The sequence below is a fragment of the Streptomyces sp. SID12501 genome (assembly GCF_010550245.1).
Classification (GTDB): domain Bacteria; phylum Actinomycetota; class Actinomycetes; order Streptomycetales; family Streptomycetaceae; genus Streptomyces.
Genome location: NZ_JAAGLU010000004.1, coordinates 259,241 through 279,222, shown reverse-complemented (window position 1 = coordinate 279,222; position 19,982 = coordinate 259,241). Strand labels below are relative to the sequence as shown.

Genomic DNA, 19,982 nt, shown 5'->3' with positions numbered 1-19,982 from the left:
TGGCTCAGGACAGCGTGAGCCGTACGTCCGCCGCCCGGACGAAGGCCACCCGGTGGCCGAACTGGATCTCGTAGTACTGATCCTTGCCGACCACGACCTGGTGCGAGGCCGTGTCGAATTCGACCGCGTAGTAGTACTCGCCCGGCACCTTCTCCCCGGCCACGTACTTCTGGCCCGCGGGCAGCTTGTACGGCAGCGGCGAGACCGCCTGGGCGGGCACGTCCGCCGGATAGGCGGAGGCCTCCGGGTACGCCCTCCCGTACACCGGGATCTCCGTCAGACCGTCCTTCGGTGTCACGACCGCGCCGACGGTACTCACCGCCGTCGGGTTCGTGGCCGGATTCTGGAACCAGGCCTTCTGGCCCAGGTACCAGATCGCCGTCCAGTCGCCCCTGCGCTCGGCTACGGCGTACTGCTGGCCGGTGGACACCCGCGACCCGACGTCGTTGACGCCGATCGACGAGGTGCCGTCGCCCGAGGGATGCGTCCCGATGTCCTTGACCAGCGCCGACGCGATGTCCGGCTGAGAGTACAGCCGCACCTCGCTCGACCCGTGCGCCGCGCACGCCTGGCCTGCCGTGACACAGCCCGTGTACGTCGGCCGGTTCGACGCGTAGTCCGGCCGGATCGTCACCACCGAGCTGTCGCCCCGTACGTGCCCCGTGCGCTCGAAGGGGCGGCCCAGCAGCGTGAAGTAGTGCCGCCAGTCCCAGTACGGGCCCGGGTCGGTGTGCATGCCGGAAACCGAGGAGCTGGTCGGACCGGGCACGGTGTCGTGGCCGAGGATGTGCTGCCGGTCCAGCGGGATGCCGTACTTGGCCGCCAGGTACTTCACCAGCCGGGCGGACGTCCGATACATCGCCTCCGTGTACCAGGCGTCCGGGTTCGCGAGGAACCCCTCGTGCTCCAGCCCGACCGACTTGGCGTTGACGTACCAGTTGCCCGCGTGCCAGGCCACGTCCTTCGCCTTCACGTGCTGCGCGATGTGCCCGTCCGTGGAGCGCAGCGTGTAGTTCCAGGACACGTACGTCGGGTCCTGGACCATGTTCAGTACGCCTTCCCAGGCGCCCTCGGTGTCATGGACGACGATGTACCGGATGCTCTGGGCGGCCGGCCGGTTGCCCAGGTCGTGGTTGCCGTAGTGGCCCTCGCCGAACTCCTCGTACGGCGCCGGAATCCACTCGCAGGACACCGTCACCGGGCACTCGGTGCCCGCCGCGGACCCCTTCCGCAGTCCGGTCCGCTTCAACTGAGCAGTGTCGGGGGCCAGTTCGGGGCGCGCGGAGAGGGCGACCCGCTGTCCCTCGTCGGTCGTGCGCTCCTCGCCGGTGCGCAGTACGTCGTACACGTCAGCGGCGTACGCCGCCGCCGTCGCGGTGTCGTCGGCGCCCGAGAAGCGGGCGACCGCCCCGTACCAGTCCGCCGGGTCGGCGCTCGGCGGCTCGGCCAGGTCCCGCTGGGCGGCGGCCAACAGTGCGGCGCCGCCTGCCACGTTGGCGGCGGGGTCGGTGCGGAGCCGCTGAGCGGGCAGGCCGGTCAGCTCGGCCGCCTTTGTCAACGTCCGCAGACGGGACGGGAGTTCGGCCTGGGTCGGTACCTCGGCGGTGGGGTGCAGGGCCGGACGCGAACTGTCGCCGCGCGCGTCCTCCGCGCCCTCGCTGTGGTGCGGGGCGTCGGCGAGGGCGGTACGGGCGTCCGTGAGGTGCATCGGGCCGTAGCCGCCGGTGACGCTGGGCGCCCCGGCATGTGTGTCCCAGCGGGACTGGAGGTAGGAGACGGCGAGCAGAAGGCTCTGCGGCACGTGGTACTCGTCCGCCGCTGCGGCGAAGGCGCGCTGCAGCCGGGTGGCCGAGGCGCCGCTGTCGGCGGGGGCCGCGCCGAGCAACGGCAGCAGCAGGGCCGCCGAGGCGAGCGCACCGGTGGCCCTGCGCAGGCGTCTGTGTCCGGGATCGGCGGAGCGGGTGGGGTCGGTGGCAGGTCCTCGCAAGGCGGCCTCCAGAGTCGGACGGGCGTGGGGGGCGTGCGGGGCCGGAACACACATCGGTGGGTCGGCTGCCCGACGATCCGTCAATCATGCCCAGAGACCGGAGATTTCCCACGTCACCAGGGATGCGGGACGTGTCGTGGCGACCCTTTTCCGGACGTGGCGAAGGCCCGCGATGCGCCGCTGTCCAGGCGCATCGCGGGCCCACGTTCCCCGTCAGCGAGTGCCGACCGCCGCGCGCACGGCCCGGCGGGCCAGCTGGCAGTCGTCGTGCAGCCGCCTCAACAGCAGCCGCTGTTCCTCACCGGACGGCGCGGTACCCGGCTGGGCCGGTCCGGGTGCCGCCTCGTGCATCGAACGCTGCACGGCCAGTTCGTACGTACGGATCTCGCGCGTCAGTACCAGCATCAGGTTCACCAGGAAGGCGTCCCGTGCCGTCGGTCCCGCCGCCTGCGCGAGCTGGCTGATCTGCCGCCGGGCCACCGGCGCGTCACCGAGGACCGCCCACAGCGTCGCCAGGTCGTACCCAGGCAGATACCAGCCCGCGTGCTCCCAGTCCACCAGCACTGGACCGGCCGGTGAGAGGAGGATGTTGGACAGGAGTGCGTCGCCGTGGCAGAACTGGCCCATTCCCTGGCGGCCCGCCGAGTGCGCGATGCCGTGCACCAGCTTCTGGAGGTCGCCCATGTCCCGGTCGGTGAGCAGCCCCAGCTCGTGGAACCGGGAGATACGTGCCGCGTAGTCCAGCGGGGCGTCGAACGTGCCGGCCGGTGGACGCCAGGCGTTGAGCCGGCAGATCGCGCTGAGCGCCGCCCTGATGTCCGCGCGCGGGGGCGCCTCGGCCGGATGCCTCTGCAGGGCCGCGACCCGGCCCGGCATCCGCTCGATGACCAGGGTGCAGTTGTCCGGGTCCGCCGCGATCAGCCGGGGCACCCGCACCGGCGGGCGGTGCCGCACGAACGAGCGGTATGCGGCTATCTCGTGCCGGATACGCTCGGCCCACGCGGGGGAGTGGTCCAGTAAACACTTCGCGACGGCCGTGCTGCGTCCTGTCGTCCCGACCAGGAGCACGGAGCGTCCGCTGCGGCGCAGTACCTGTACCGGGGTGAACTCCGGGCAGATCCGGTGCACCGAGGCGATGGCCGTGCGCAGTTGGGCGCCCTGGGGTCCGGACAGGTCGAGTCTGCCGCTGAGCGGCGGGGTGCCGATCCCCGGCAGCCGTCGTGCCCGGCCGGCACCGGCACCGAGTACGGGAGCCCCCGGACGTGCGGGGTCGAGATAGGGGCCGCTGCCGCCCGGGCGGGGGTGCAGGAGCCGTGGAGGGGCGGACACGGAGGACGATGCTGCGTACATGGGAGAAACAGATCCCTTCGTGTGCCGACGGCGGTCGTGCGCTACCCGGCCCGGCCTCCCAGGTGCACCCTGGGGAGTGTTCCTCGGTGACCGGGTCGGGGTGGCGCGTTCCTACCTGACACCCGTCGACCAGTGGCACACCATCTGGCGAACCCTGGCGAACCCTGGCGAATAGTCGCTCAGCAACTGACAGACGGTTACTGTCAACTCAGCCGAGAACCTGGGGGCTTGACGTGAGCGGACAACCCAACACTCGTCTGACGGACCTGTTCGGCCTGGCCGGCTGGTCCAAGGGCGAACTCGCGCGGCTGGTCAACCGGCAGGCGGCGGCCATGGGCCACCCTCAGCTGGCGACCGACACCTCGCGGGTGCGGCGGTGGATCGACATGGGAGAGATCCCGCGAGATCCGGTGCCACGCGTACTGGCTGCACTGTTCACCGAGCGTCTCGGCCGTGTCGTGACCATAGAGGACTTAGGTCTGGTCCGGCACGGGCGTGTGGGGAAACGGCCGGGCGCCGGGAGTGCTGAAGCTCCCGACGGCGTGCCGTGGGCGCCCGAACGGACTGCCGCGGTCCTCACCGAATTCACGGGAATGGACCTCATGCTCAACCGACGCGGCTTGGTGGGTGCGGGCGTCGCGCTCACCGCAGGCTCCGCACTCAGCAGTGCCATGCACGACTGGCTGCACACCGACCCGACTCTCTCCGCCGACGCACCCGACCTCGACGATCCCCTGCACGCCGACCCCGCCGGTTTCGACCGGTACGAGTCCGCGCCCATCGGGTGGCAGGAGATCGAGGAACTGGAACGCGCCGTCGAGGTGTTCCGGGCCTGGGACGCCGCCCGCGGTGGCGGGCTCCAGCGCAAGGCAGTGGTGGGTCAGCTCAACGAGGTGGGCGGCATGCTCGCCTACCGACATCCCGACCCCCTTCAGCGGCGCCTGTGGGGCGTCGCCGCCAACCTCGCCGTCCTCGCCGGCTGGATGTCGCACGACGTCGGCCTGGAACCCACGGCCCAGAAGTACTTCGTCATCGCCGCCCACGCGGCCCGGGAGGCCGGCGACCGGCCGCGTGCCGGGGAGGCGCTCTCCCGGGCGGCTCGCCAGATGGTGCACCTGGGCCGGCCCGACGACGCGCTGGACCTCATGAAGCTCGCCAACTCCGGCTCGGGCGAGGAGACTCTGCCCCGCACCCAGGCCATGCTGTACACCGTCGAGGCCTGGGCGCAGGCGTCCATGGGGCGCGGGCAGGCGATGCGCCGCACCCTCGGGCAGGCGGAGGACCTCTTCGTCTCCGACAAGGGTGATGTGCCGCCGCCCAGCTGGATGCAGATGTTCAAGGCGGAGGACCTGTACGGCATGCAGGCGCTGGCCTACCGCACCCTGGCCGAGCACGAACCGGCTGCGGCGGTGCAGGCCCAGTACTACGCCGAGAAGGCCCTGGAACTGAGGGTCGACGGCCGCCAGCGGTCGAAGATCTTCGACTTCCTGTCCATGGCCTCCGCCTGCTTCATCGCGGACGACCCCGAACAGGCCGCCGGATACGCGCGGTTGGCCCTGGTGTCGATGGGCTCGAACTCCTCCCACCGCACCTGGGACCGGCTGCGCGAGATGTACCGGCTCACCGCCGAGTACTCCAGCTATCCGAAGATCAACGAACTTCGTGAGGAGATCAAACTGTCGCTGCCGAAGCAGGTGCGAAGGAGCGCCACCAACACGCGGGTATAGGACGCCTGCGGGGCCTCGGCCTACTACTACGGAGCCTTCGCTCTGACTGCTACGGGGCCACCCTGGCGATCAGTACGCAGGCGTCGTCCTCACGCTCGGTCTCGCCGAACTCCTCCACCACCGCCCGTACACACTCCTGCGCGGTCCGCGCCTCGCCGAAGCGCGGGGCCAGTTCGAGCAGGCGGTGCGCGGCGGCGGTGCCTTCCCGGCGTCCGGGCACCAGTCCGTCGGTGTGCAGGAGGAGCACATCGCCGGGTTCGAGGGTCTCCTCGGCCTGTCCGTAGACGGCGCCCGAGGTCGCGCCGAGGAGGACGCCGTCCGGTGGGTTCAGCATGCGCCCCGTCCCGTCGCGGAACAGCAGCGGGGCGGGGTGGCCTGCCTGGGCCCAGGTGAGGGTGCGGGACTCGGGCCGGTAGCGGCAGCAGACCGCGCTGCCCAGGGCCGGCTGGACGGACGCGTCGAGTAACTGGTTGAGCCAGGTCATGAGTTGACCCGGCTGGGTGCCCGCGACGGCCATCCCGCGCAGCGCGCCCAGCAGCATCGCCATGCCCGAGGTCACGGTCACCCCGTGGCCGGTGAGGTCGCCGACACTCAGCAGCGTGTCGCCGTCGGACAGTTCGAGCGCGTCGTACCAGTCGCCGCCGATCAGCGCGCTCGTCGAGGAGGGGAGGTAGTGCGCGGCCAGATCGAGAGCCTGCGGTCCCTGGTGCGGGAGCCGCAGGGAGCCGCGCCACGGCGGCAGCACGGCCTCCTGCAGCTCGACCGCGAGCCGGTGCTCGGACTGCGCGTGGTGCCGGTGGCGCTGCAACGAGTCACGGGTCTCGCTCACCGTCCGCTGGCTGCGCCGCAGTTCGCTGACGTCCCGCAGCACGGCCCACATCGAGGCGGTGCTGCCGTCGGCGTCGAGCACGGGCTCGCCCATCATGTGCACGGTCCGTACGCCGCCGTCGGGCCGCAGGATGCGGAACTCACCGTCGATGGGCTTGGCGTCGATGAGACAGTCCGTGACCATCGCGGTGAGCCTCGGCCGGTCGTCGTCGAGGACCAGGGAGGGCAGTTCGTCGAGAGTGAGCGGGTCCGCGGCAGGGTCCCGGCCGAGGATCTGGAACAGCTCACCGGACCAACTGGCCTCGTCGGTGAGGAGATTCCACTCCGCGCTGCCGACCCGGCTGAGGAGCGAGTCGCGCCGGGGAGCGGTCGGCGCGGCACGGACGACAGGGACCGCCTCGGAGGCGTCGGGAGTCTCGGGAAGGCGCTGCGGGCCGTCCCGCAACTGGGCCAGGTGTTCGTCGAGGTCACTGAGCTGATGCAGTGCCAGGTCGTACAGAGCGCGCTGCCAGCGTCCCTGCGGGTCCGATCCGTCAGCAGGTGTGTCCCGTCGTACGGCGTCCACGTCACCTTTGAGCTGTCGGGTCTGCGTTATGAGCGCGTCGACCGAGCCGCGCGAGGGCGGCTGGGCGGCTGGACGGTCCGCGGAGAGATGGGGCGGCATGACGCACTCCGATGAAGAGACGGTTCGACCAAGGCTTACGGAAGGACCGGTTACGACTGTTGCACAGCCCGCGACGCCCTGTAAGGGATTTGGCAACACACGAGACGGTGGTGCTTCTGGCATATGCCACAGTCTTCTTGGACGGTTTTCCTGATGTGAAAGCGGTACGCGTCCGGCGTGTCGAGTCGTAGACGGGGTACGCGATCTGGTGGAGCGATGGAGCTGAGTGCCAACTCATTCAAGCGCGTGTTCGACGGTCTTTTGTGCGATGCGTGGCGATGTGTTGCCGGGGCGCATCGTCAGGTTGCCCCCGAATCGCCCAGCGGTTCGTGATCCCTGCGGAAAACCGTGCACGTTAGTGATGCAGCTCACATTATTAGCTACGGATTCCGCGTAATCGGAGAGGCCATTTCGGGGTCGTAACACCACGTCGGCACAACGCGTCGGCATCACCATCGTCGGCCCGAACCGGAGCGGAGACTGCCATGGATGTCACCCTCGAACAGCCTGCGCGTGCACGCCTGATCGCCTCGGAGGAGCAGGAGCTCCCCGTCCACGCCACGCTCCGCTACGCCTCGACGGATCCGCTGGCCGTGCACATCGACTTCCCGGCCGAGGTCGCCCTGGACGGTGAGGGGGTGAGCTGGACCTTCGCCCGCAGCCTGCTGGAGGAAGGGGTACGGCGGCCCGCCGGGGGCGGTGACGTCCACATCTGGCCGTGCGGCCCCGCACACACGGTCCTGGAACTCCACTCACCGCACGGACTGGCCCTGCTCCAGTTCGGCACGCCGGCCCTGCGCCGATTCCTGCTCCGTACGTTCGCCGTAGTGGCGGCCGGGAAAGAGGATCTCGGCGACGCCGTCGACCGCGGCCTGGCCGACCTGCTCGGCGCCCCTTCGGGAGGAAGCGAGGGCAGGGAGCAGTGAGGGCGGGAAGGGCACTTTCCGGGGGCGTGAGGGTCGGTGACGCGGCGGTCAGTAGCGCAGCACGCCGGCGATCCCCGTCGCCTCGGTGAGCGTCCCGTCCGGTACGAAGCGGACCTCCGCCCCGGTGCTCAGGCACCGCTCCACGATGTCGTCCACGATGTCCTCGCGGGCGTCGAGGTCACCGCTCCCGGCGGGCACGAGATGGTCGCCGCCGTCGTCCCGCACCGTCACGCGGTAGTTCTCCTCGACGGCGAGCAGCCGGATGCGTCCCTCGGCGGCGCTCTGCCACACCTCGTCCACGCCGGCGGTGAACTCCCGTCGGCCACGCGCGGTTTCGAGGTCCTTGTGGACCGCGTCGGCCTGCGCCCGCTGCCGGTCCATGACCAGGGGGCGGACGGCCTGCCACACCGTCTCGCCACGGGCGTGCCCGAGGCCGCCGTGCGGGACGTGCGTAGCGTCCCTGACGGCGGTACCGACCTCGGCGAGAGCGGCCAGGGACGCCGGTTCGCCGGTCACGTACAGCGGGCGCGGGTGCGAGCGCAGTACGCCGCCCATCGCGAGGTCCGCGTCGCGCAGGAACCGGCGCGTGTGCTCGTCCCGGAAGGTGCTCGGCAGATCACCGACGCGCTCCTTGCGCTCGGCGTCCGGGTCCTCCAGGCTCCGGCTCAGCGGAAAACCGCCGGTGTTCTCCTCGACGACACGGTCCGTGCGGCCGTTCCACAGCGAGACACGGTCGGCGGCCACCGCCAACACCCAGAACGCTTGTTCGGCGGCCTGTGCGGAGACCAGGTTCCGGGTCAGGAAGGTGTCGGAGAGCACCACCCGCTCGGGCACCGGCCGACCCAGGGACCACACCTGATGCTCTCCGGGCGCCGCGAAGATCACCAGGCCGTCCGCGGCGTGCGCCAGGTCCACCTCGGCGAGGGCCCGGTCGAGCTGGCCGGCGACGTCGACGCGCCGCTCGCGGGTGACGGCCGGATCGGCCTCCAGCCGCTTCTTGGCCTCGGCCACGGCGTTGCGCAGCCGGACCGGATCCTGTGCGTTGTCGGGTTCGCGGCGGTGTGTCGGCGTCAGCACGGAGACCGCGGGGTAGGGACGCGGGCGCCGCAGTTCGGTGAGCGTGGCAGGACTGAGGGCTTGCTCCATATGTGCACCATAGGTCGGATTCCGGCGTCAGGCATTCGGAGTAACGGAGGCGCGCGGGCACTGTGGAACGCAGCAGGTTATGCCCGGCACCCGGATGAGGCCCTCAGTCGTCGCCGTCCGCGCCGCAGGAGCTGCCGTCGGGCGGGAGGGAGCCGTACAGCAGGAACGCGTCGACCGTCCGGTGCACGCACTTCGAGGACGCGTACCCGGTATGCCCCTCGCCCTTGTTGTCGAGGACGACTGCCGACGGGCCCAGCCGCTCGGCCGTCTCCGTGGTCCAGCGGTACGGAGTGGCCGGATCGCCGCGCGTGCCCACCAGGAGCATCTTCGGCGTGTCGACGTCCCGTACCCGCGTGCGGATGAAGTCGGTGCCCCTGGGACGGCCGTAGCACGTCAGGACCTCGGTGAGGCGGTAGCGGCCGAACACCGGGGAGGCCTTCTCGTACGCGGCACGCAGGGCGGTGAAATCCTTGGTGATCCGGGCCGCGCTGGGGCGGTCGGGGTCGTCCGCACAGTTGACCGCCATCAGCGCGGCGGGAAGGTTGTCGACGGGCACCTCCACCTCGTCGACGAGCCCGCCGTCGTCGGAGTCCGGGGAGGGGCTCTGTCGCACGGGGCCCGGTCGTACGGTGCTCTGTCCCGGCAGGGCGGGGACGGCGGCGCCTCCGCCGCCGAACCCCATGACCCCTCGTGCGTCGCCGTCCTCGACCAATGAGGCGAGAGCCCGCTCCAGGGGTGACCACATCCGCCTGCTGTAGAGCCCCTGGCCGATGGCGCCCACGAGGTCCTGGCCGGAGAAGCGGTCGCCGTAGCCGGTCGGCACCGGGTCCTGGTCGAGCGACTCGACCAGGTCGACTACGCGTCGGCGGGCGATGCGGGCGTCCTGGCCGAACGGGCAGGCGATGTCGGTCACGCACCAGTTGAGGAATCCGTCCAGCGCGGTCTGCTGCCCGGCCGCGCCCGCGAGACCCTGCTCGGCGAGCGACTCGGTGAGGGTGTCGACGCCGTCCAGGACGAACCGGCCCACCTTCTTGGGGAATTGGGCCGCGTAGACCGCGCCCAGCCGGGTCCCGTACGAGAATCCGAGGTAGTTGAGCCTCTTGTCGCCGAGGGCCTGACGCATCACGTCGAGGTCGCGGGAGGCGTCGACGGTGCCGATGTGACGCAGGACGGGCCCGGAGTGCCGCACACAGGCCTGGGCCGCCCTGCGCAGTTGTTCGAGGACGGCACCCGGATCGTCCGCGGCCTCGGCGCCGGTCACCTCGGCGTCCGCGTCCGTGCCCTCGCCGCAGCTGACGGGGGAGGACCTGCCGACGCCGCGCGGGTCGAAGGTGACGACGTCGTAGCCGTTCGTCAGGCCCATGAAGTCCTTGCCGTCATAGGCGAGTTGACTTACCCCCGCGCCGCCGGGCCCGCCGAAGTTCAGCAGCACGGAACCCCGGGACCTCCCGGTCGCCCGGTAGCGGGCCATCGCCAGGTCGAGTGTGCCGTCGCCGGGCTCGGCGTAGTCGAGCGGCACGGTGACCTTGCCGCACTGGAGGTCGTCCGTGGGCACGTCGTCCATCGCCACCTCGTCGGCGCAGTCCGACCACTTGATCTTCTGGTGGTAGAAGCGTGACAGGCCGGGTTCGTCGTCCGCCGCGGCCACCGTCGGCGCAACCGTTCCCAGCAGGGCGAGGGTCGCGGCCGAGGCGAGCACCCGGCGTCGATACGCGGACCGCATGAATGCCTCCAGGGGCGGGCCCGGCTGCGGACCGGGACGGCGCCCTCGAACACGATAAGCGGGCCCACAGAGCCTCGCCTCCCGGCGGGCGGACCCGCCTGCGGGCTGCGGCGTCGGGTGGTCACGGCCCCGTCCGGATCCATGGTCGGATGAGGCCGCGTCCCCCCACTGAACGGAACGGAGCACATCCATGACCTCCTCCGCCGGCCCCCTTTCCCCGGCCCCCGACGACCTCGTCGTCACCCGGGCCACGCCCGAGGACTGGCCGGTGGTCATCGGATGGGCGGCCGACGAGGGCTGGAACCCGGGGCTGTCGGACACCGCCGGGTTCTTCGCCCAGGACCCCGAGGGCTTCTTCGTCGGCAGGGTCGGCGGGCAGCCGGTCTCCGCGATCTCGGTCGTCAACTACGGGGACGCGTACGCCTTTCTGGGTTTCTATCTCGTCCGTCCCGATCTGCGCGGACGCGGCTACGGGATCACCACCTGGAAGACCGCCCTGGCCCACGCCGGAAGCCGTACCGTCGGCCTTGACGGAGTGGTCGCCCAGCAGTACAACTACCGCCGCTCAGGCTTCGAACCCGCCTACCGCACCGTCCGGTTCACCGGTACCGCCCCGGCCGCCGACACCCCGGCACAGGTGCGTCCGGTGCGGCGCGAGGACCTGGCGGCGATCACGGCGTACGACGCCCTGTGCAACCCCGCCGACCGGCCCCGCTTCCTGGCGTACTGGCTGACGGCCCCAGGCCATCGGGCCTTCGTGAGCGAAAGTGGCCCCGGGGGCGGCCTCGCGAGCCGTGCCGTCACCGGCTACGGAGTCGTCCGCCCCGGCCGGGACGCGCACCGCATCGGCCCGCTGTTCGCCGACACCGCCGACGACGCCCGGGCGCTGTTCGCTGCCCTGACCGCCGACTTGGCCGGGACGGAGGTCGCGATCGACGTCCCCGAGCCGAACGCGGCTGCCGTCACGATGATGGAGGAAGCGGGCTTCACACCGTCCTTCGAGACGGCACGCATGTACACCGGCCCCGTACGGGAGTTCGCGCGGGAGCGGATCTTCGGGGTGACCACGCTCGAACTCGGGTAGGGGCGAACGTCGGCGCAGATCAACCCTGTTGGAGTGCGGGGCACGGGCCGGACGGCACCGCGGCGGCGCCGAACGGTACTTCGCATGTGCGAATGGGATGGAGGGTGACGTATTGCGGGCGCCAATACCGTTGCGCTTGCCGCATGGGGATGCTGGAGTAACGGCATGGATCATGTAGGAGTGCTCGCCCTTTACGACCGGGACATGCGCGAAGGGGCGCAGCCCGACGGGCCAGGCGCCCGGATCGAACGGGTGGGCGGGGTGGTGCGTCAGGTCGCCGACGCCCAGGGGTGGAACGGGGTCGTCTGGTCCGACCTCGACGCGTCGCGCGCCGACGAGGCGATCGCCGAGCAGATCCGCCACTACAGCGACCTCGGGCGGACGTTCGAGTGGAAGCTCTACGGCCACGACCTCCCCGTCGACCTGGGGCAACGGCTGCGGACGGCGGGGTTCACGCCCGAACCCGAGGAGACCCTGATGATCGGCGAGGTCGCCGGTCTGACCTTCGACACCGAGCCGCCCGAGGGAATCCGCCTCGTCCCGGTGACCGACCGGGCCGGCGTCGAGCTCGTGGCGGACGTGCACGAGAAGGCGTTCGGCACCGACAGCTCCCGGATGCGGCACCAGCTGCTCGCCCGGCTCACCGACGACCCGGACACGGTCACGGCCGTCGTGGCGCTGGCCGGTGACGAACCGGTGAGCGCGGCCCGCATGGAACTCGTCCCCGGTACCCGGTTCGCCGGGCTGTGGGGCGGCGGCACCGTCGAGGCCTGGCGTGGCAAGGGCATCTATCGAGCCCTGGTCGCCCACCGTGCCCGCGATGCCGTGAAGCGCGGCTACCGCTACCTCCAGGTCGACGCCTCCCACCAGAGCAGGCCCGTCCTGGAACGCCTCGGCTTCGAACCGCTCACCACCACGACGCCGTACGTGTACGAGTCCTGACCCGTGGCGGCCGGATCGCCGGGCGCCGCCGGTCTCACAGCCCGAGCTGGTACTCCACCGCCCTGTGCGTGGGCACGTACTCCAGCTCGTCGTTGATGGCGAGCATCGGCGCGTTGCCGGTGGCGGTGTCGGTGAGCAGTCCGGTGAGCCCGGGGTGGTGCCGGCGGGCCCGGCGGATCGACGCGGCCTTCATCCAGCGGCCGAGGCCGTGTCCGCGGTGCTCGGGCAGTACCGCCGTGCCGTAGTGCTGCCCGTCCCCCTGTCCGTCGCCCGGCACCACCAGCTCGGAGAAGCCGACGACCGAACCGTCCGCAGTGTCCAGCGCGGCCACGGTGTGCAGCAGGTCCCCGCGCCCCGCGACCGCCTGGGCAGCCGCCAGGACGCGGTCGACGTCCCACACGACCGTGCCGTAGTCGGTGTCCTCCATCGGCATGTCGTCCATGGCGCGGCGAGAGTCGGCGTAGCTCTGTGCCAGTTCGGGCGGCACGACGCCCTCCCAGGCCGTCAACCGGTAGCCGGAGTGCGGGAGTTCGGCGAGCCGGGTGATCTCCGCGAGGTCCGCGTCGGCGAGTACCAGTCGGGCGTACGTCAGTGCCAGCACCCGGTGAAAACCCCGGTCCGCCAGGAAACGGTCGCCGGAGGAGCCCTCCTCGGCCTGCGCCACGACCGACCGTCGTCCGTCACTCCTGGCCGCGGCGACGGCGGCCTCCAGGAGCCGGGTGCCGATCCCCTGCCGGCGCTCGGCGCGATGTACCGAGATCTCCAGCTCGGCGAGATGCTCCTGACCCTCCCTGGTGAACAGCCGCAGGAAGGCGGAGCCGAGCGGTACGCCGTCCGGCTCGGCGGCCAGCCAGGCGAGCCGCCGGCTCGACGCGCCGGGTTCGGGATCGGTGAGTGCGGTGATGCGCGGGGGCAAGAGGTCTCCGTGACGCAGGGAGGGCGTACCGGGCGTACAGGGCAGTACGTCGGCCGCGCCGTGCCGGGACATGAGTGCGGGCGGCGGCCCGCCGAAGTTAGCTTCGGCGGGCCGCCGCCCGCAACGGGAATTCGGTGCTCCGGGGGCCCGGCCCGGCAGGACGGCCCCGGCCGCTGATGCCGCCCTTGCCTGGTTACCGCCGCCTGCTGCGTGTGCGTCGCGGTGCCTTCGCCCGGTCCAGTGCGGCCACACCGACGGCGGCGAGCCCGATCTGGATGAGCCACTCGACCCAGTCGACGCCGTCCGTGTCGGACACGTCGAGCCCGGCGGCTATCGCCGATCCGATGAGCGCGGCCACGATGCCGACGACGATCGTCCAGAGGATTCCGATGCGCTGGCGACCCGGGATGACGAGCCGCCCCAGGATGCCGATGACGGTGCCGATGATGATGGCGCCGATGATGCTCGAGATCGTCATTTCCGCCCCACTCCGCCGGTGTTGGCTACTTCCCCTCTATTGCCCGCTGGGGCCCGGGACAGTCCGCCGAACGGCGAGCGGACCCGGCCCCTGGAGGGACCGGGCCGCTTGCACCTATGCCCTGGGGGCACTTCTCGCTGTCGCGCCCGCACTCAACAGCCCCAGGAACAGGGCCAGGACGCCGATGATGACGTTGTTCAGCACGACACCCGCATCAGGACTGTCGCCGACGATCCACGGCGAGACGATCATCCAGATGCCCATCGCGCACAGGGCCCCGCTGAGGCCGTACATGCGTTCCGGAGTGTTGGTGAACCCGAGGGCCAGCAGGCCGATCGCGATGCCCATGATCAGGTTGTGGGTCACGAGCGGGGGCTGGCTTGTCGTGTAGTGGAGGATCCAGGGTGATGCCGCGCAGTACAGACCGACGAGGAACACCGGTCCGTCCACGAGCGCCACATCGCGACCGCCGAGCATACGGGCGTACCGCGCCCGCATTTCGGATACATCAGGGTGACTGTGGATGTCACCTCTGGTGTGCGAGACATTGGCCATGACTCGTCTCCTTCGACTGTGCAGGCCTGACCGCTTCTGTTGCGGTATGCGGTGAACGCCGCTTACTCGTATTGTGCTCTTATTTATCCCTTATGGGCAGTGCGGTGATGCTAGGTGACCCACTCTGTACGGTGAGTGTCCCGCCCAGCTCCGCGGCCCGGCGCACGAACACCTCGTGCAGATCGCGCGCGGCCAGGGGTACGGACTCCGCGCGGCGGCGCTGGAGGGTCAGCAGTACCTGAGTGGTGTCGTCCTCCGCGATCGGCCGGTAGGTGAGGATGCCGCGCCGTTCCAGCGGGTCGCCGATCACGCTGAAGTCGGGCAGCACCGTCGCACCGAGTCCCTCCGCGACCATGAGCTTGCCCATCTCGGCACCGTCCGTGGAGTACGCGAAGGCCGCGCCGTGTCCCTCCAGCAGCCGGTGCAGATAGCGGTGCATGACGTATCCGGAGCGCATCGCGATCAGCGGCCCCGCGAGCAGGTCGGCCACCGACACCGCAGACCGGGTGGCGAGGGGACTGTCCGGACGTACGCACACCACGGGCCGTCCGCGCAGCAGTTCGGTGCTCTCGAAGCCGGCGGGTACGTCGTCACCCTCCAGCTGGTTCACGAGCCCGAGGTCGAAACCGCCCTCCGCGAGCCCCCGGTGGATCTCCGCCTGCTGTACGTCCACCACCTCCACCTGCGTCAGCTCGTGCGTCGCGCGGAACTCCCGCACGGCGGGGATGAGCAGCGGCACGGTCGCCGCGTTCACCGTGCCGACGCGCACCATGCGGCTGATGCGGTGCTGTTCGCCCGCGGCGCCCCGCAGCCGGTCCACCGCGTCGAGGACGTCGATGATGTGCGGCAGGAGCTCCCGGCCCTCCGCGCTCATCGTCGCGCCGGACCGTTTCCGCTCCAGCAGGTCGACCCCGAGTTCCCGCTCCAGATTGCGCACGGTCTCGCTCAACGCGGGCTGCGACAGGCGGAGTTCCTCCGCCGCCCGGCGGAGCGAACCGAGCCGGGTGACCGCCGCGATGTATTCCAGCTGTTCAGTACGCACCGCAGCAGAATGCGGGCGTCCGGGCGACCCGTTCAAGGGTTTCCCTGTCACGCCTTCGTGAAATCAGGTGGTCCGGGATACGAGACCGGTCGGGTTTTCCTTGACTGCCGTCTTCGGCGACTGTCACGATCGACGACATGAAGATGCGACTGGACCTCACGCGGCGACGGCACGTCGACCTCGCGCGCGTCTCCAGTGCCTCCTGTTGCCTCGCGGCCTGATCCCCATCCTGATCCGCCGCGACCGTTCCGTTTCCGCAACCGCCTGAGATTTTGCCGGATGTCATTCCGGACGGGAATCGGCGTGCCCGAAAACGCATTCCGCAACAGGAGTTCCGTATGTCCGCAGAGCCCGTGAAATTCGCCTACTGGGTCCCCAACGTCAGTGGCGGACTCGTCACCAGCCGGATCGAGCAGCGCACCGACTGGGGTTACGACTACAACCGCGAACTCGCCGTCCTCGCCGAGAACAACGGCTTCGAGTATGCGCTCAGCCAGGTCCGCTACATGGCCAGCTACGGCGCCGAGTTCCAGCACGAGTCGACCAGCTTCAGCCTCGCCCTGCTCCTCGCCACCCAGCGCCTGAAGGTCATCGCCGCCGTCCACCCCGGCCTCTGGCACCCCGGCGTCCTCGCCAAACTCGGCGCCACGGCCGACCACCTGTCGAACGGGCGCTTCGCCGTGAACGTCGTCAGCGGCTGGTTCAAGGGCGAGTTCACCGCCCTCGGCGAGCCCTGGCTGGAGCACGACGAGCTCCCCCACTTCTCGGCTTCGCTCGAACCGGGAGGGACCCCCATCCGCCGCTCCGAGGAGTTCATCCAGGCCCTCCGCCAGATCTGGACCGAGGACCACACCGAACTCGCCGGTGACTTCTACCGGTTGCGCGACTTCTCTCTCAAGCCCAAGCCCCTCAACACCCCCGAGCGCCCGCACCCCGAGATCTTCCAGGGCGGCAACTCCACCGCCGCCCGCGCCATGGCCGGCCGGGTCTCCGACTGGTACTTCTCCAACGGCAAGGACTTCGACGGAGTCGTCGAGCAGATCAACGACGTACAGGCATCGGCGGGCCAAGCCGGCCGCCGGGCACCGAAGGTCGGCCTCAACGGCTTCCTGATCGCCCGTGACACCGAGGCCGAGGCCCGCGACACGCTCCGCGAGATCGTCGCGAACGCCGACCGGGAGGCCGTCGAGGGATTCGGCGCCGCCGTCAAGCAGGCCGGACAGTCCGCCGGCGACGGCAAAGGCATGTGGCAGGACTCCACCTTCGAGGACCTCGTCCAGTACAACGACGGCTTCCGTACGGGGCTCATCGGCACCCCGGAACAGATCGCCGAGCGGATCGTCGCCTACAAGCGCCTCGGCGTCGACCTGTTCCTCCTCGGTTTCCTGCACTACCACGAGGAGGTCGAGTACTTCGGCCGCCGGGTCCTGCCCCTCGTCCGCGAACTCGAAGCCCAACTCCCGGAGAACGAGCCCGAGTCCGCAGCGGTCCACGTCTGACGTCCGTCCCCTTCACACCGCCGCGGCGACAGAGTCCCACCCTGAACACCGCCTCGCCCGCCGCCCGGCATCCCTGACCGCCCGCTCGACCGGAACGCCTGCCACGCACAGGCGCCCCGGGTCCCGGCAAGCCTCCCGAAAGAGGACCCATGGCCACCGTCCTGTCCGTCTCCGGCAGCCCTTCCGTCTCCTCCCGCACCGGAAAACTCCTGCGCCACCTGGACGCCAGGCTGGTCGCCCAGGGACACGAGGTGATCCCGCTCGACGTACGCACGATCCCCGCCGAGGCTCTCCTCGGGGCCGACTTCCGCCACCCGGCGATCGTCGAGGCCACCGAACTGTTCGCACGCGCCGACGGCGTCGTCGTCGCCACCCCGGTCTACAAGGCGTCCTACTCCGGTGTCCTCAAGGCGCTCCTCGACCTGCTCCCGCAGTACGCCCTCACCGGCAAGACCGTGCTGCCGTTGGCGACAGGCGGCACCACCGCCCACGTCCTGGCCATCGACTACGCCCTGCGGCCGGTTCTCAACTCGATGGGCGCCGCCCACATCGTCCAGGGCTGGTTCACCCTCGACAAGGACATCACCGCACACGAGGACGGCTCCATCGCGGTCGCACCGGCCGCCGCCGAGGCCCTCACCCAGGTCCTCGACCAGTTCTCGGCGGCGCTCGGCCGCTCCCCGTTTCTCGCCGCGGCGGTCTGACCCGCATGACCGCGAAAGTCATCGCCGACGACGTGGAGGCCCTGACCGTTGCGGCGGCCCTGGCGGACGAGTTCCGCCCCGGGGCCGCCGCGAGGGACGCCGAACGACGGCTCCCGCGGGCTGAGTTGGACCGCCTCTCGGCCTCGGGACTCCTCGCGGTCACCGTGCCCGCCGAGTACGGGGGAGCGGACGTACGCCAGGAGACCCTGGCCGAGATCTTCCGGCTGCTCGCCTCCGCCGACGCCAGCCTCGCCCAGATCCCGCAGAACCACTTCGTGTACGTCAACGTGATCCGCCGTCAGGGCACGGCAGAACAACGGAAGTTCTTCTTCGGGGAGATCCTCGCCGGGCGGCGGTTCGGCAACGCCCAGTCGGAGGCTGGCACGAAGAACGTCCAGGACATCCGCACCCGCCTGGACCGGCAGCCCGACGGCTCGTTCACGCTGACCGGCGTCAAGCACTACTCCACCGGCGCCCTGTTCGCCGACTGGATCCCGGTCCTCGCCCGCGCCGAGGACGACAACCTGCACGTGGCGTACGTCCCGTACGACGCGTCCGGCCTCACGGTCGTGGACGACTGGGACGGCATGGGCCAGCGGACGACGGCCAGCGGCACCGTCCGGCTCGACGCGGTCCCCGTCCCGGCCGACCGGGTCCTCCCGCACCACCTCACCTTCCAGGAACCCCAACTCCACGGCGCGGTGGCCCAGTTGTTGCACACCGCCATCGACGTCGGCATCGCCGGAGGTGCGCTCGCCGAGGCCGCGGAGTTCGTCCGGACGAAGAGCCGCCCCTGGTTCGAGAGCGCCGCCGAGAGTGCCGCCGACGACCCGCTGCTGATCCAGCGGTTCGGTGAACTCGCCGTCCAGCTGAGGGCGTCCGAGGCGCTGCTGCGCGAGGCGGCCCGTGCCGTGGACGCGGCCCGAGCCGACCTCACCGACGACTCGGCGGCCGAGGCGTCCATCGCGGTGGCCGTCGCCAAGGCGCACGCCACGACCACCGCGGTGGAGGTCACCGGGGCCCTCTTCGAGGTCGCCGGCACCCGCTCGGCACTCAACTCCCTCAACCTGCACCGGCATTGGCGCGACGCCCGCACCCACACCCTGCACGACCCGGTCCGCTGGAAGATCCAGCACATCGGCCGCTATGTGCTGAACGGCACGAAACCGCCCCGCCACGGACTGCTGTAACGCGACGTACGCAACGTGCGCGACGTACCTGATCGGAGATTTCGGTGTCCCTCACCTTCCACTGGTTCCTCCCGACCAACGGTGACAGCCGCCATGTCGTCGGCGGCGGCCACGGCACCCCGGCCACCGCCTTCGGACAGAACCGGCCGCCGACGGTCGCCTATCTGAGCCAGATCGCCCGCGCCGCCGAGGACCTGGGCTTCGTCGGCGCGCTCACCCCCACCGGTGCCTGGTGCGAGGACGCCTGGCTGACCACCGCCATGGTCAGCCAGCACACCGAGCGCCTGAAGTTCCTGGTCGCCTTCCGCCCCGGCTTCGTCTCCCCGACCCTCGCCGCGCAGATGGCCTCCACCTTCCAGCGCCAGACCGGCGGACGGCTCCTCCTCAACGTGGTCACGGGCGGCGAGAGCCACGAACAGAAGGCCTACGGCGACTTCCTCGACAAGGATGCCCGGTACCGTCGTACCGGCGAATTCCTGGAAGTCGTACGGGAGTTGTGGGAGGCAAGACGGTCAGCCTGACCGGCGAACACCTCCGGGTCGAGGACGCCAAGCTGGCCCGGGCGCCCGATCCGATCCCCGAGGTGTACTTCGGGGGTTCCTCGCCCATCGCCGGTGAGGTCGCCGCACGGCACGTCGACGTCTACCTCACCTGGGGCGAACCGCCCGCCCAGGTCGCCGAGAAGATCGCCTGGGTCAGGGGGCTTGCCGCCAAGCAGGGGCGCACCCTGCGGTTCGGCATCCGGCTGCATGTCATCACCCGCGACACCGCCGAGGCGGCATGGGCGGAGGCGGACCGGATCCTCGCGGGCTTCGACACGAAGACCGTACGGGACATCCAGGCCGGGCTCGCCCGCAGTGAGTCGGAGGGACAGCAGCGGATGCTCGCCCTGCACGGCGGCGGCAACCGGGACGGGCTGGAGATCCACCCCAACCTGTGGGCCGGCATCGGCCTGGTGCGCGGCGGGGCGGGCACCGCGCTCGTCGGCAGCCACGACGAGGTCGCCGACCGTATCGCCGAGTACCACGACCTGGGCATCGACGAGTTCGTCCTCTCCGGCTATCCGCACCTGGAGGAGGCGTACTGGTTCGGCGAGGGGGTGCTGCCGCGGCTGGCCGCGCGTGGGTTGTGGCGGCATCCGTTCGCGGCGACCGCCGCCCCGGCGGCACAGGTGCCGTTCGCGAGCTAGGCGCTCCGCGAGATCGGCAGTTCGCATGCTGC

General features: G+C 70.7%; 17 protein-coding genes and 1 pseudogene. 9 read left to right on the top strand and 9 right to left on the bottom strand.

Going from position 1 to position 19,982, the window contains the following annotated elements; all coding sequences use genetic code 11:
- Window positions 1-4: 4 nt before the first annotated feature.
- Both G3I71_RS06415 and G3I71_RS06410 read right to left on the bottom strand, forming a co-directional pair.
- Window positions 5-1,987, bottom strand: coding sequence for an N-acetylmuramoyl-L-alanine amidase (locus tag G3I71_RS06415; protein WP_164312928.1), 1,983 nt, complete (start codon window positions 1,985-1,987; stop codon window positions 5-7).
- Between the two features lie 213 nt (window positions 1,988-2,200).
- Entirely contained in the window at window positions 2,201-3,337 is a 1,137-nt protein-coding gene (locus tag G3I71_RS06410) for an aminoglycoside phosphotransferase family protein (RefSeq protein WP_164312927.1), read from the bottom strand.
- Between the two features lie 233 nt (window positions 3,338-3,570).
- Between G3I71_RS06410 and G3I71_RS06405 the strand changes: the two genes are divergently transcribed.
- On the top strand, window positions 3,571-5,064 hold the full coding sequence (locus tag G3I71_RS06405; protein ID WP_164312926.1) for a hypothetical protein: 1,494 nt from the start codon (window positions 3,571-3,573) through the stop codon (window positions 5,062-5,064).
- A gap of 49 nt (window positions 5,065-5,113) precedes the next feature.
- Here the strand turns inward: G3I71_RS06405 and G3I71_RS06400 are convergent, their stop codons facing one another.
- Window positions 5,114-6,556 carry a PP2C family protein-serine/threonine phosphatase gene (locus G3I71_RS06400; protein ID WP_164312925.1) on the bottom strand — a complete coding sequence of 481 codons (1,443 nt, stop codon included), beginning with the start codon at window positions 6,554-6,556 and terminating at the stop codon, window positions 5,114-5,116.
- Between the two features lie 485 nt (window positions 6,557-7,041).
- On the opposite strand from G3I71_RS06400, the gene G3I71_RS06395 reads away from it, so the two are divergent.
- Window positions 7,042-7,482 carry an SsgA family sporulation/cell division regulator gene (locus G3I71_RS06395; RefSeq protein ID WP_164312924.1) on the top strand — a complete coding sequence of 147 codons (441 nt, stop codon included), beginning with the start codon at window positions 7,042-7,044 and terminating at the stop codon, window positions 7,480-7,482.
- Between the two features lie 48 nt (window positions 7,483-7,530).
- On the opposite strand, the gene G3I71_RS06390 is transcribed toward G3I71_RS06395, so the two are convergent.
- Both G3I71_RS06390 and G3I71_RS06385 read right to left on the bottom strand, forming a co-directional pair.
- Window positions 7,531-8,628 carry a chemotaxis protein gene (locus tag G3I71_RS06390; protein ID WP_164312923.1) on the bottom strand — a complete coding sequence of 366 codons (1,098 nt, stop codon included), beginning with the start codon at window positions 8,626-8,628 and terminating at the stop codon, window positions 7,531-7,533.
- 103 nt (window positions 8,629-8,731) lie between these two features.
- Window positions 8,732-10,351, bottom strand: a complete 1,620-nt coding sequence (locus tag G3I71_RS06385; protein ID WP_164312922.1) for an alpha/beta hydrolase — start codon at window positions 10,349-10,351, stop codon at window positions 8,732-8,734.
- 190 nt (window positions 10,352-10,541) lie between these two features.
- Between G3I71_RS06385 and G3I71_RS06380 the strand changes: the two genes are divergently transcribed.
- Both G3I71_RS06380 and G3I71_RS06375 read left to right on the top strand, forming a co-directional pair.
- The gene (locus G3I71_RS06380; protein WP_164312921.1) at window positions 10,542-11,435 is read left to right on the top strand and encodes a GNAT family N-acetyltransferase; all 894 of its coding nucleotides are present in this window, start codon (window positions 10,542-10,544) and stop codon (window positions 11,433-11,435) included.
- Between the two features lie 165 nt (window positions 11,436-11,600).
- Window positions 11,601-12,377: a GNAT family N-acetyltransferase gene (locus G3I71_RS06375; RefSeq protein WP_164312920.1), complete on the top strand. Its 777-nt coding sequence runs from the start codon at window positions 11,601-11,603 to the stop codon at window positions 12,375-12,377.
- Between the two features lie 34 nt (window positions 12,378-12,411).
- Here the strand turns inward: G3I71_RS06375 and G3I71_RS06370 are convergent, their stop codons facing one another.
- The 4 genes from G3I71_RS06370 to G3I71_RS06355 form a co-directional block, all read right to left on the bottom strand.
- Window positions 12,412-13,293 carry a GNAT family N-acetyltransferase gene (locus G3I71_RS06370; protein ID WP_164312919.1) on the bottom strand — a complete coding sequence of 294 codons (882 nt, stop codon included), beginning with the start codon at window positions 13,291-13,293 and terminating at the stop codon, window positions 12,412-12,414.
- 193 nt (window positions 13,294-13,486) lie between these two features.
- Window positions 13,487-13,771 carry a GlsB/YeaQ/YmgE family stress response membrane protein gene (locus G3I71_RS06365; protein ID WP_164312918.1) on the bottom strand — a complete coding sequence of 95 codons (285 nt, stop codon included), beginning with the start codon at window positions 13,769-13,771 and terminating at the stop codon, window positions 13,487-13,489.
- A gap of 114 nt (window positions 13,772-13,885) precedes the next feature.
- Complete coding sequence (locus G3I71_RS06360; protein WP_164312917.1) at window positions 13,886-14,326, bottom strand: SPW repeat protein; 441 nt, start codon at window positions 14,324-14,326, stop codon at window positions 13,886-13,888.
- A 79-nt stretch (window positions 14,327-14,405) separates the two neighbouring features.
- Window positions 14,406-15,368 (bottom strand): LysR family transcriptional regulator, encoded by a 963-nt coding sequence (locus G3I71_RS06355; protein ID WP_343242867.1) that lies wholly within the window; start codon window positions 15,366-15,368, stop codon window positions 14,406-14,408.
- A gap of 137 nt (window positions 15,369-15,505) precedes the next feature.
- Between G3I71_RS06355 and G3I71_RS52900 the strand changes: the two genes are divergently transcribed.
- From G3I71_RS52900 to G3I71_RS06330, 5 genes and pseudogenes are all read left to right on the top strand, one after another.
- Complete coding sequence (locus tag G3I71_RS52900; RefSeq protein ID WP_369335566.1) at window positions 15,506-15,589, top strand: putative leader peptide; 84 nt, start codon at window positions 15,506-15,508, stop codon at window positions 15,587-15,589.
- A 117-nt stretch (window positions 15,590-15,706) separates the two neighbouring features.
- Window positions 15,707-16,867: a dimethylsulfone monooxygenase SfnG gene (gene sfnG, locus G3I71_RS06345; RefSeq protein ID WP_164312915.1), complete on the top strand. Its 1,161-nt coding sequence runs from the start codon at window positions 15,707-15,709 to the stop codon at window positions 16,865-16,867.
- Between the two features lie 149 nt (window positions 16,868-17,016).
- A complete protein-coding gene (ssuE, locus tag G3I71_RS06340; RefSeq protein WP_164312914.1) occupies window positions 17,017-17,571 on the top strand; it encodes an NADPH-dependent FMN reductase in 555 nt (184 codons plus the stop codon).
- A gap of 5 nt (window positions 17,572-17,576) precedes the next feature.
- On the top strand, window positions 17,577-18,761 hold the full coding sequence (locus G3I71_RS06335; protein ID WP_164312913.1) for an SfnB family sulfur acquisition oxidoreductase: 1,185 nt from the start codon (window positions 17,577-17,579) through the stop codon (window positions 18,759-18,761).
- Between the two features lie 44 nt (window positions 18,762-18,805).
- Window positions 18,806-19,950, top strand: a pseudogene (locus tag G3I71_RS06330) (LLM class flavin-dependent oxidoreductase).
- The last annotated feature ends 32 nt before the right edge of the window (window positions 19,951-19,982 follow it).

Bases quoted from the DNA above. Each gene is read 5' to 3' on its own strand.
- G3I71_RS06385 (WP_164312922.1), bottom strand. From the start codon at position 10,351: ATGCGGTCCGCGTATCGACGCCGGGTGCTCGCCTCGGCCGCGACCCTC.
- G3I71_RS06365 (WP_164312918.1), bottom strand. From the start codon at position 13,771: ATGACGATCTCGAGCATCATCGGCGCCATCATCATCGGCACCGTCATC.
- G3I71_RS06335 (WP_164312913.1), top strand. From the start codon at position 17,577: ATGACCGCGAAAGTCATCGCCGACGACGTGGAGGCCCTGACCGTTGCG.
- G3I71_RS06375 (WP_164312920.1), top strand. From the start codon at position 11,601: ATGGATCATGTAGGAGTGCTCGCCCTTTACGACCGGGACATGCGCGAA.
- G3I71_RS06390 (WP_164312923.1), bottom strand. From the start codon at position 8,628: ATGGAGCAAGCCCTCAGTCCTGCCACGCTCACCGAACTGCGGCGCCCG.
- G3I71_RS06395 (WP_164312924.1), top strand. From the start codon at position 7,042: ATGGATGTCACCCTCGAACAGCCTGCGCGTGCACGCCTGATCGCCTCG.
- G3I71_RS06360 (WP_164312917.1), bottom strand. From the start codon at position 14,326: ATGGCCAATGTCTCGCACACCAGAGGTGACATCCACAGTCACCCTGAT.
- ssuE (WP_164312914.1), top strand. From the start codon at position 17,017: ATGGCCACCGTCCTGTCCGTCTCCGGCAGCCCTTCCGTCTCCTCCCGC.
- G3I71_RS06400 (WP_164312925.1), bottom strand. From the start codon at position 6,556: ATGCCGCCCCATCTCTCCGCGGACCGTCCAGCCGCCCAGCCGCCCTCG.
- G3I71_RS06380 (WP_164312921.1), top strand. From the start codon at position 10,542: ATGACCTCCTCCGCCGGCCCCCTTTCCCCGGCCCCCGACGACCTCGTC.
- G3I71_RS06410 (WP_164312927.1), bottom strand. From the start codon at position 3,337: ATGTACGCAGCATCGTCCTCCGTGTCCGCCCCTCCACGGCTCCTGCAC.
- G3I71_RS52900 (WP_369335566.1), top strand. From the start codon at position 15,506: ATGAAGATGCGACTGGACCTCACGCGGCGACGGCACGTCGACCTCGCG.
- sfnG (WP_164312915.1), top strand. From the start codon at position 15,707: ATGTCCGCAGAGCCCGTGAAATTCGCCTACTGGGTCCCCAACGTCAGT.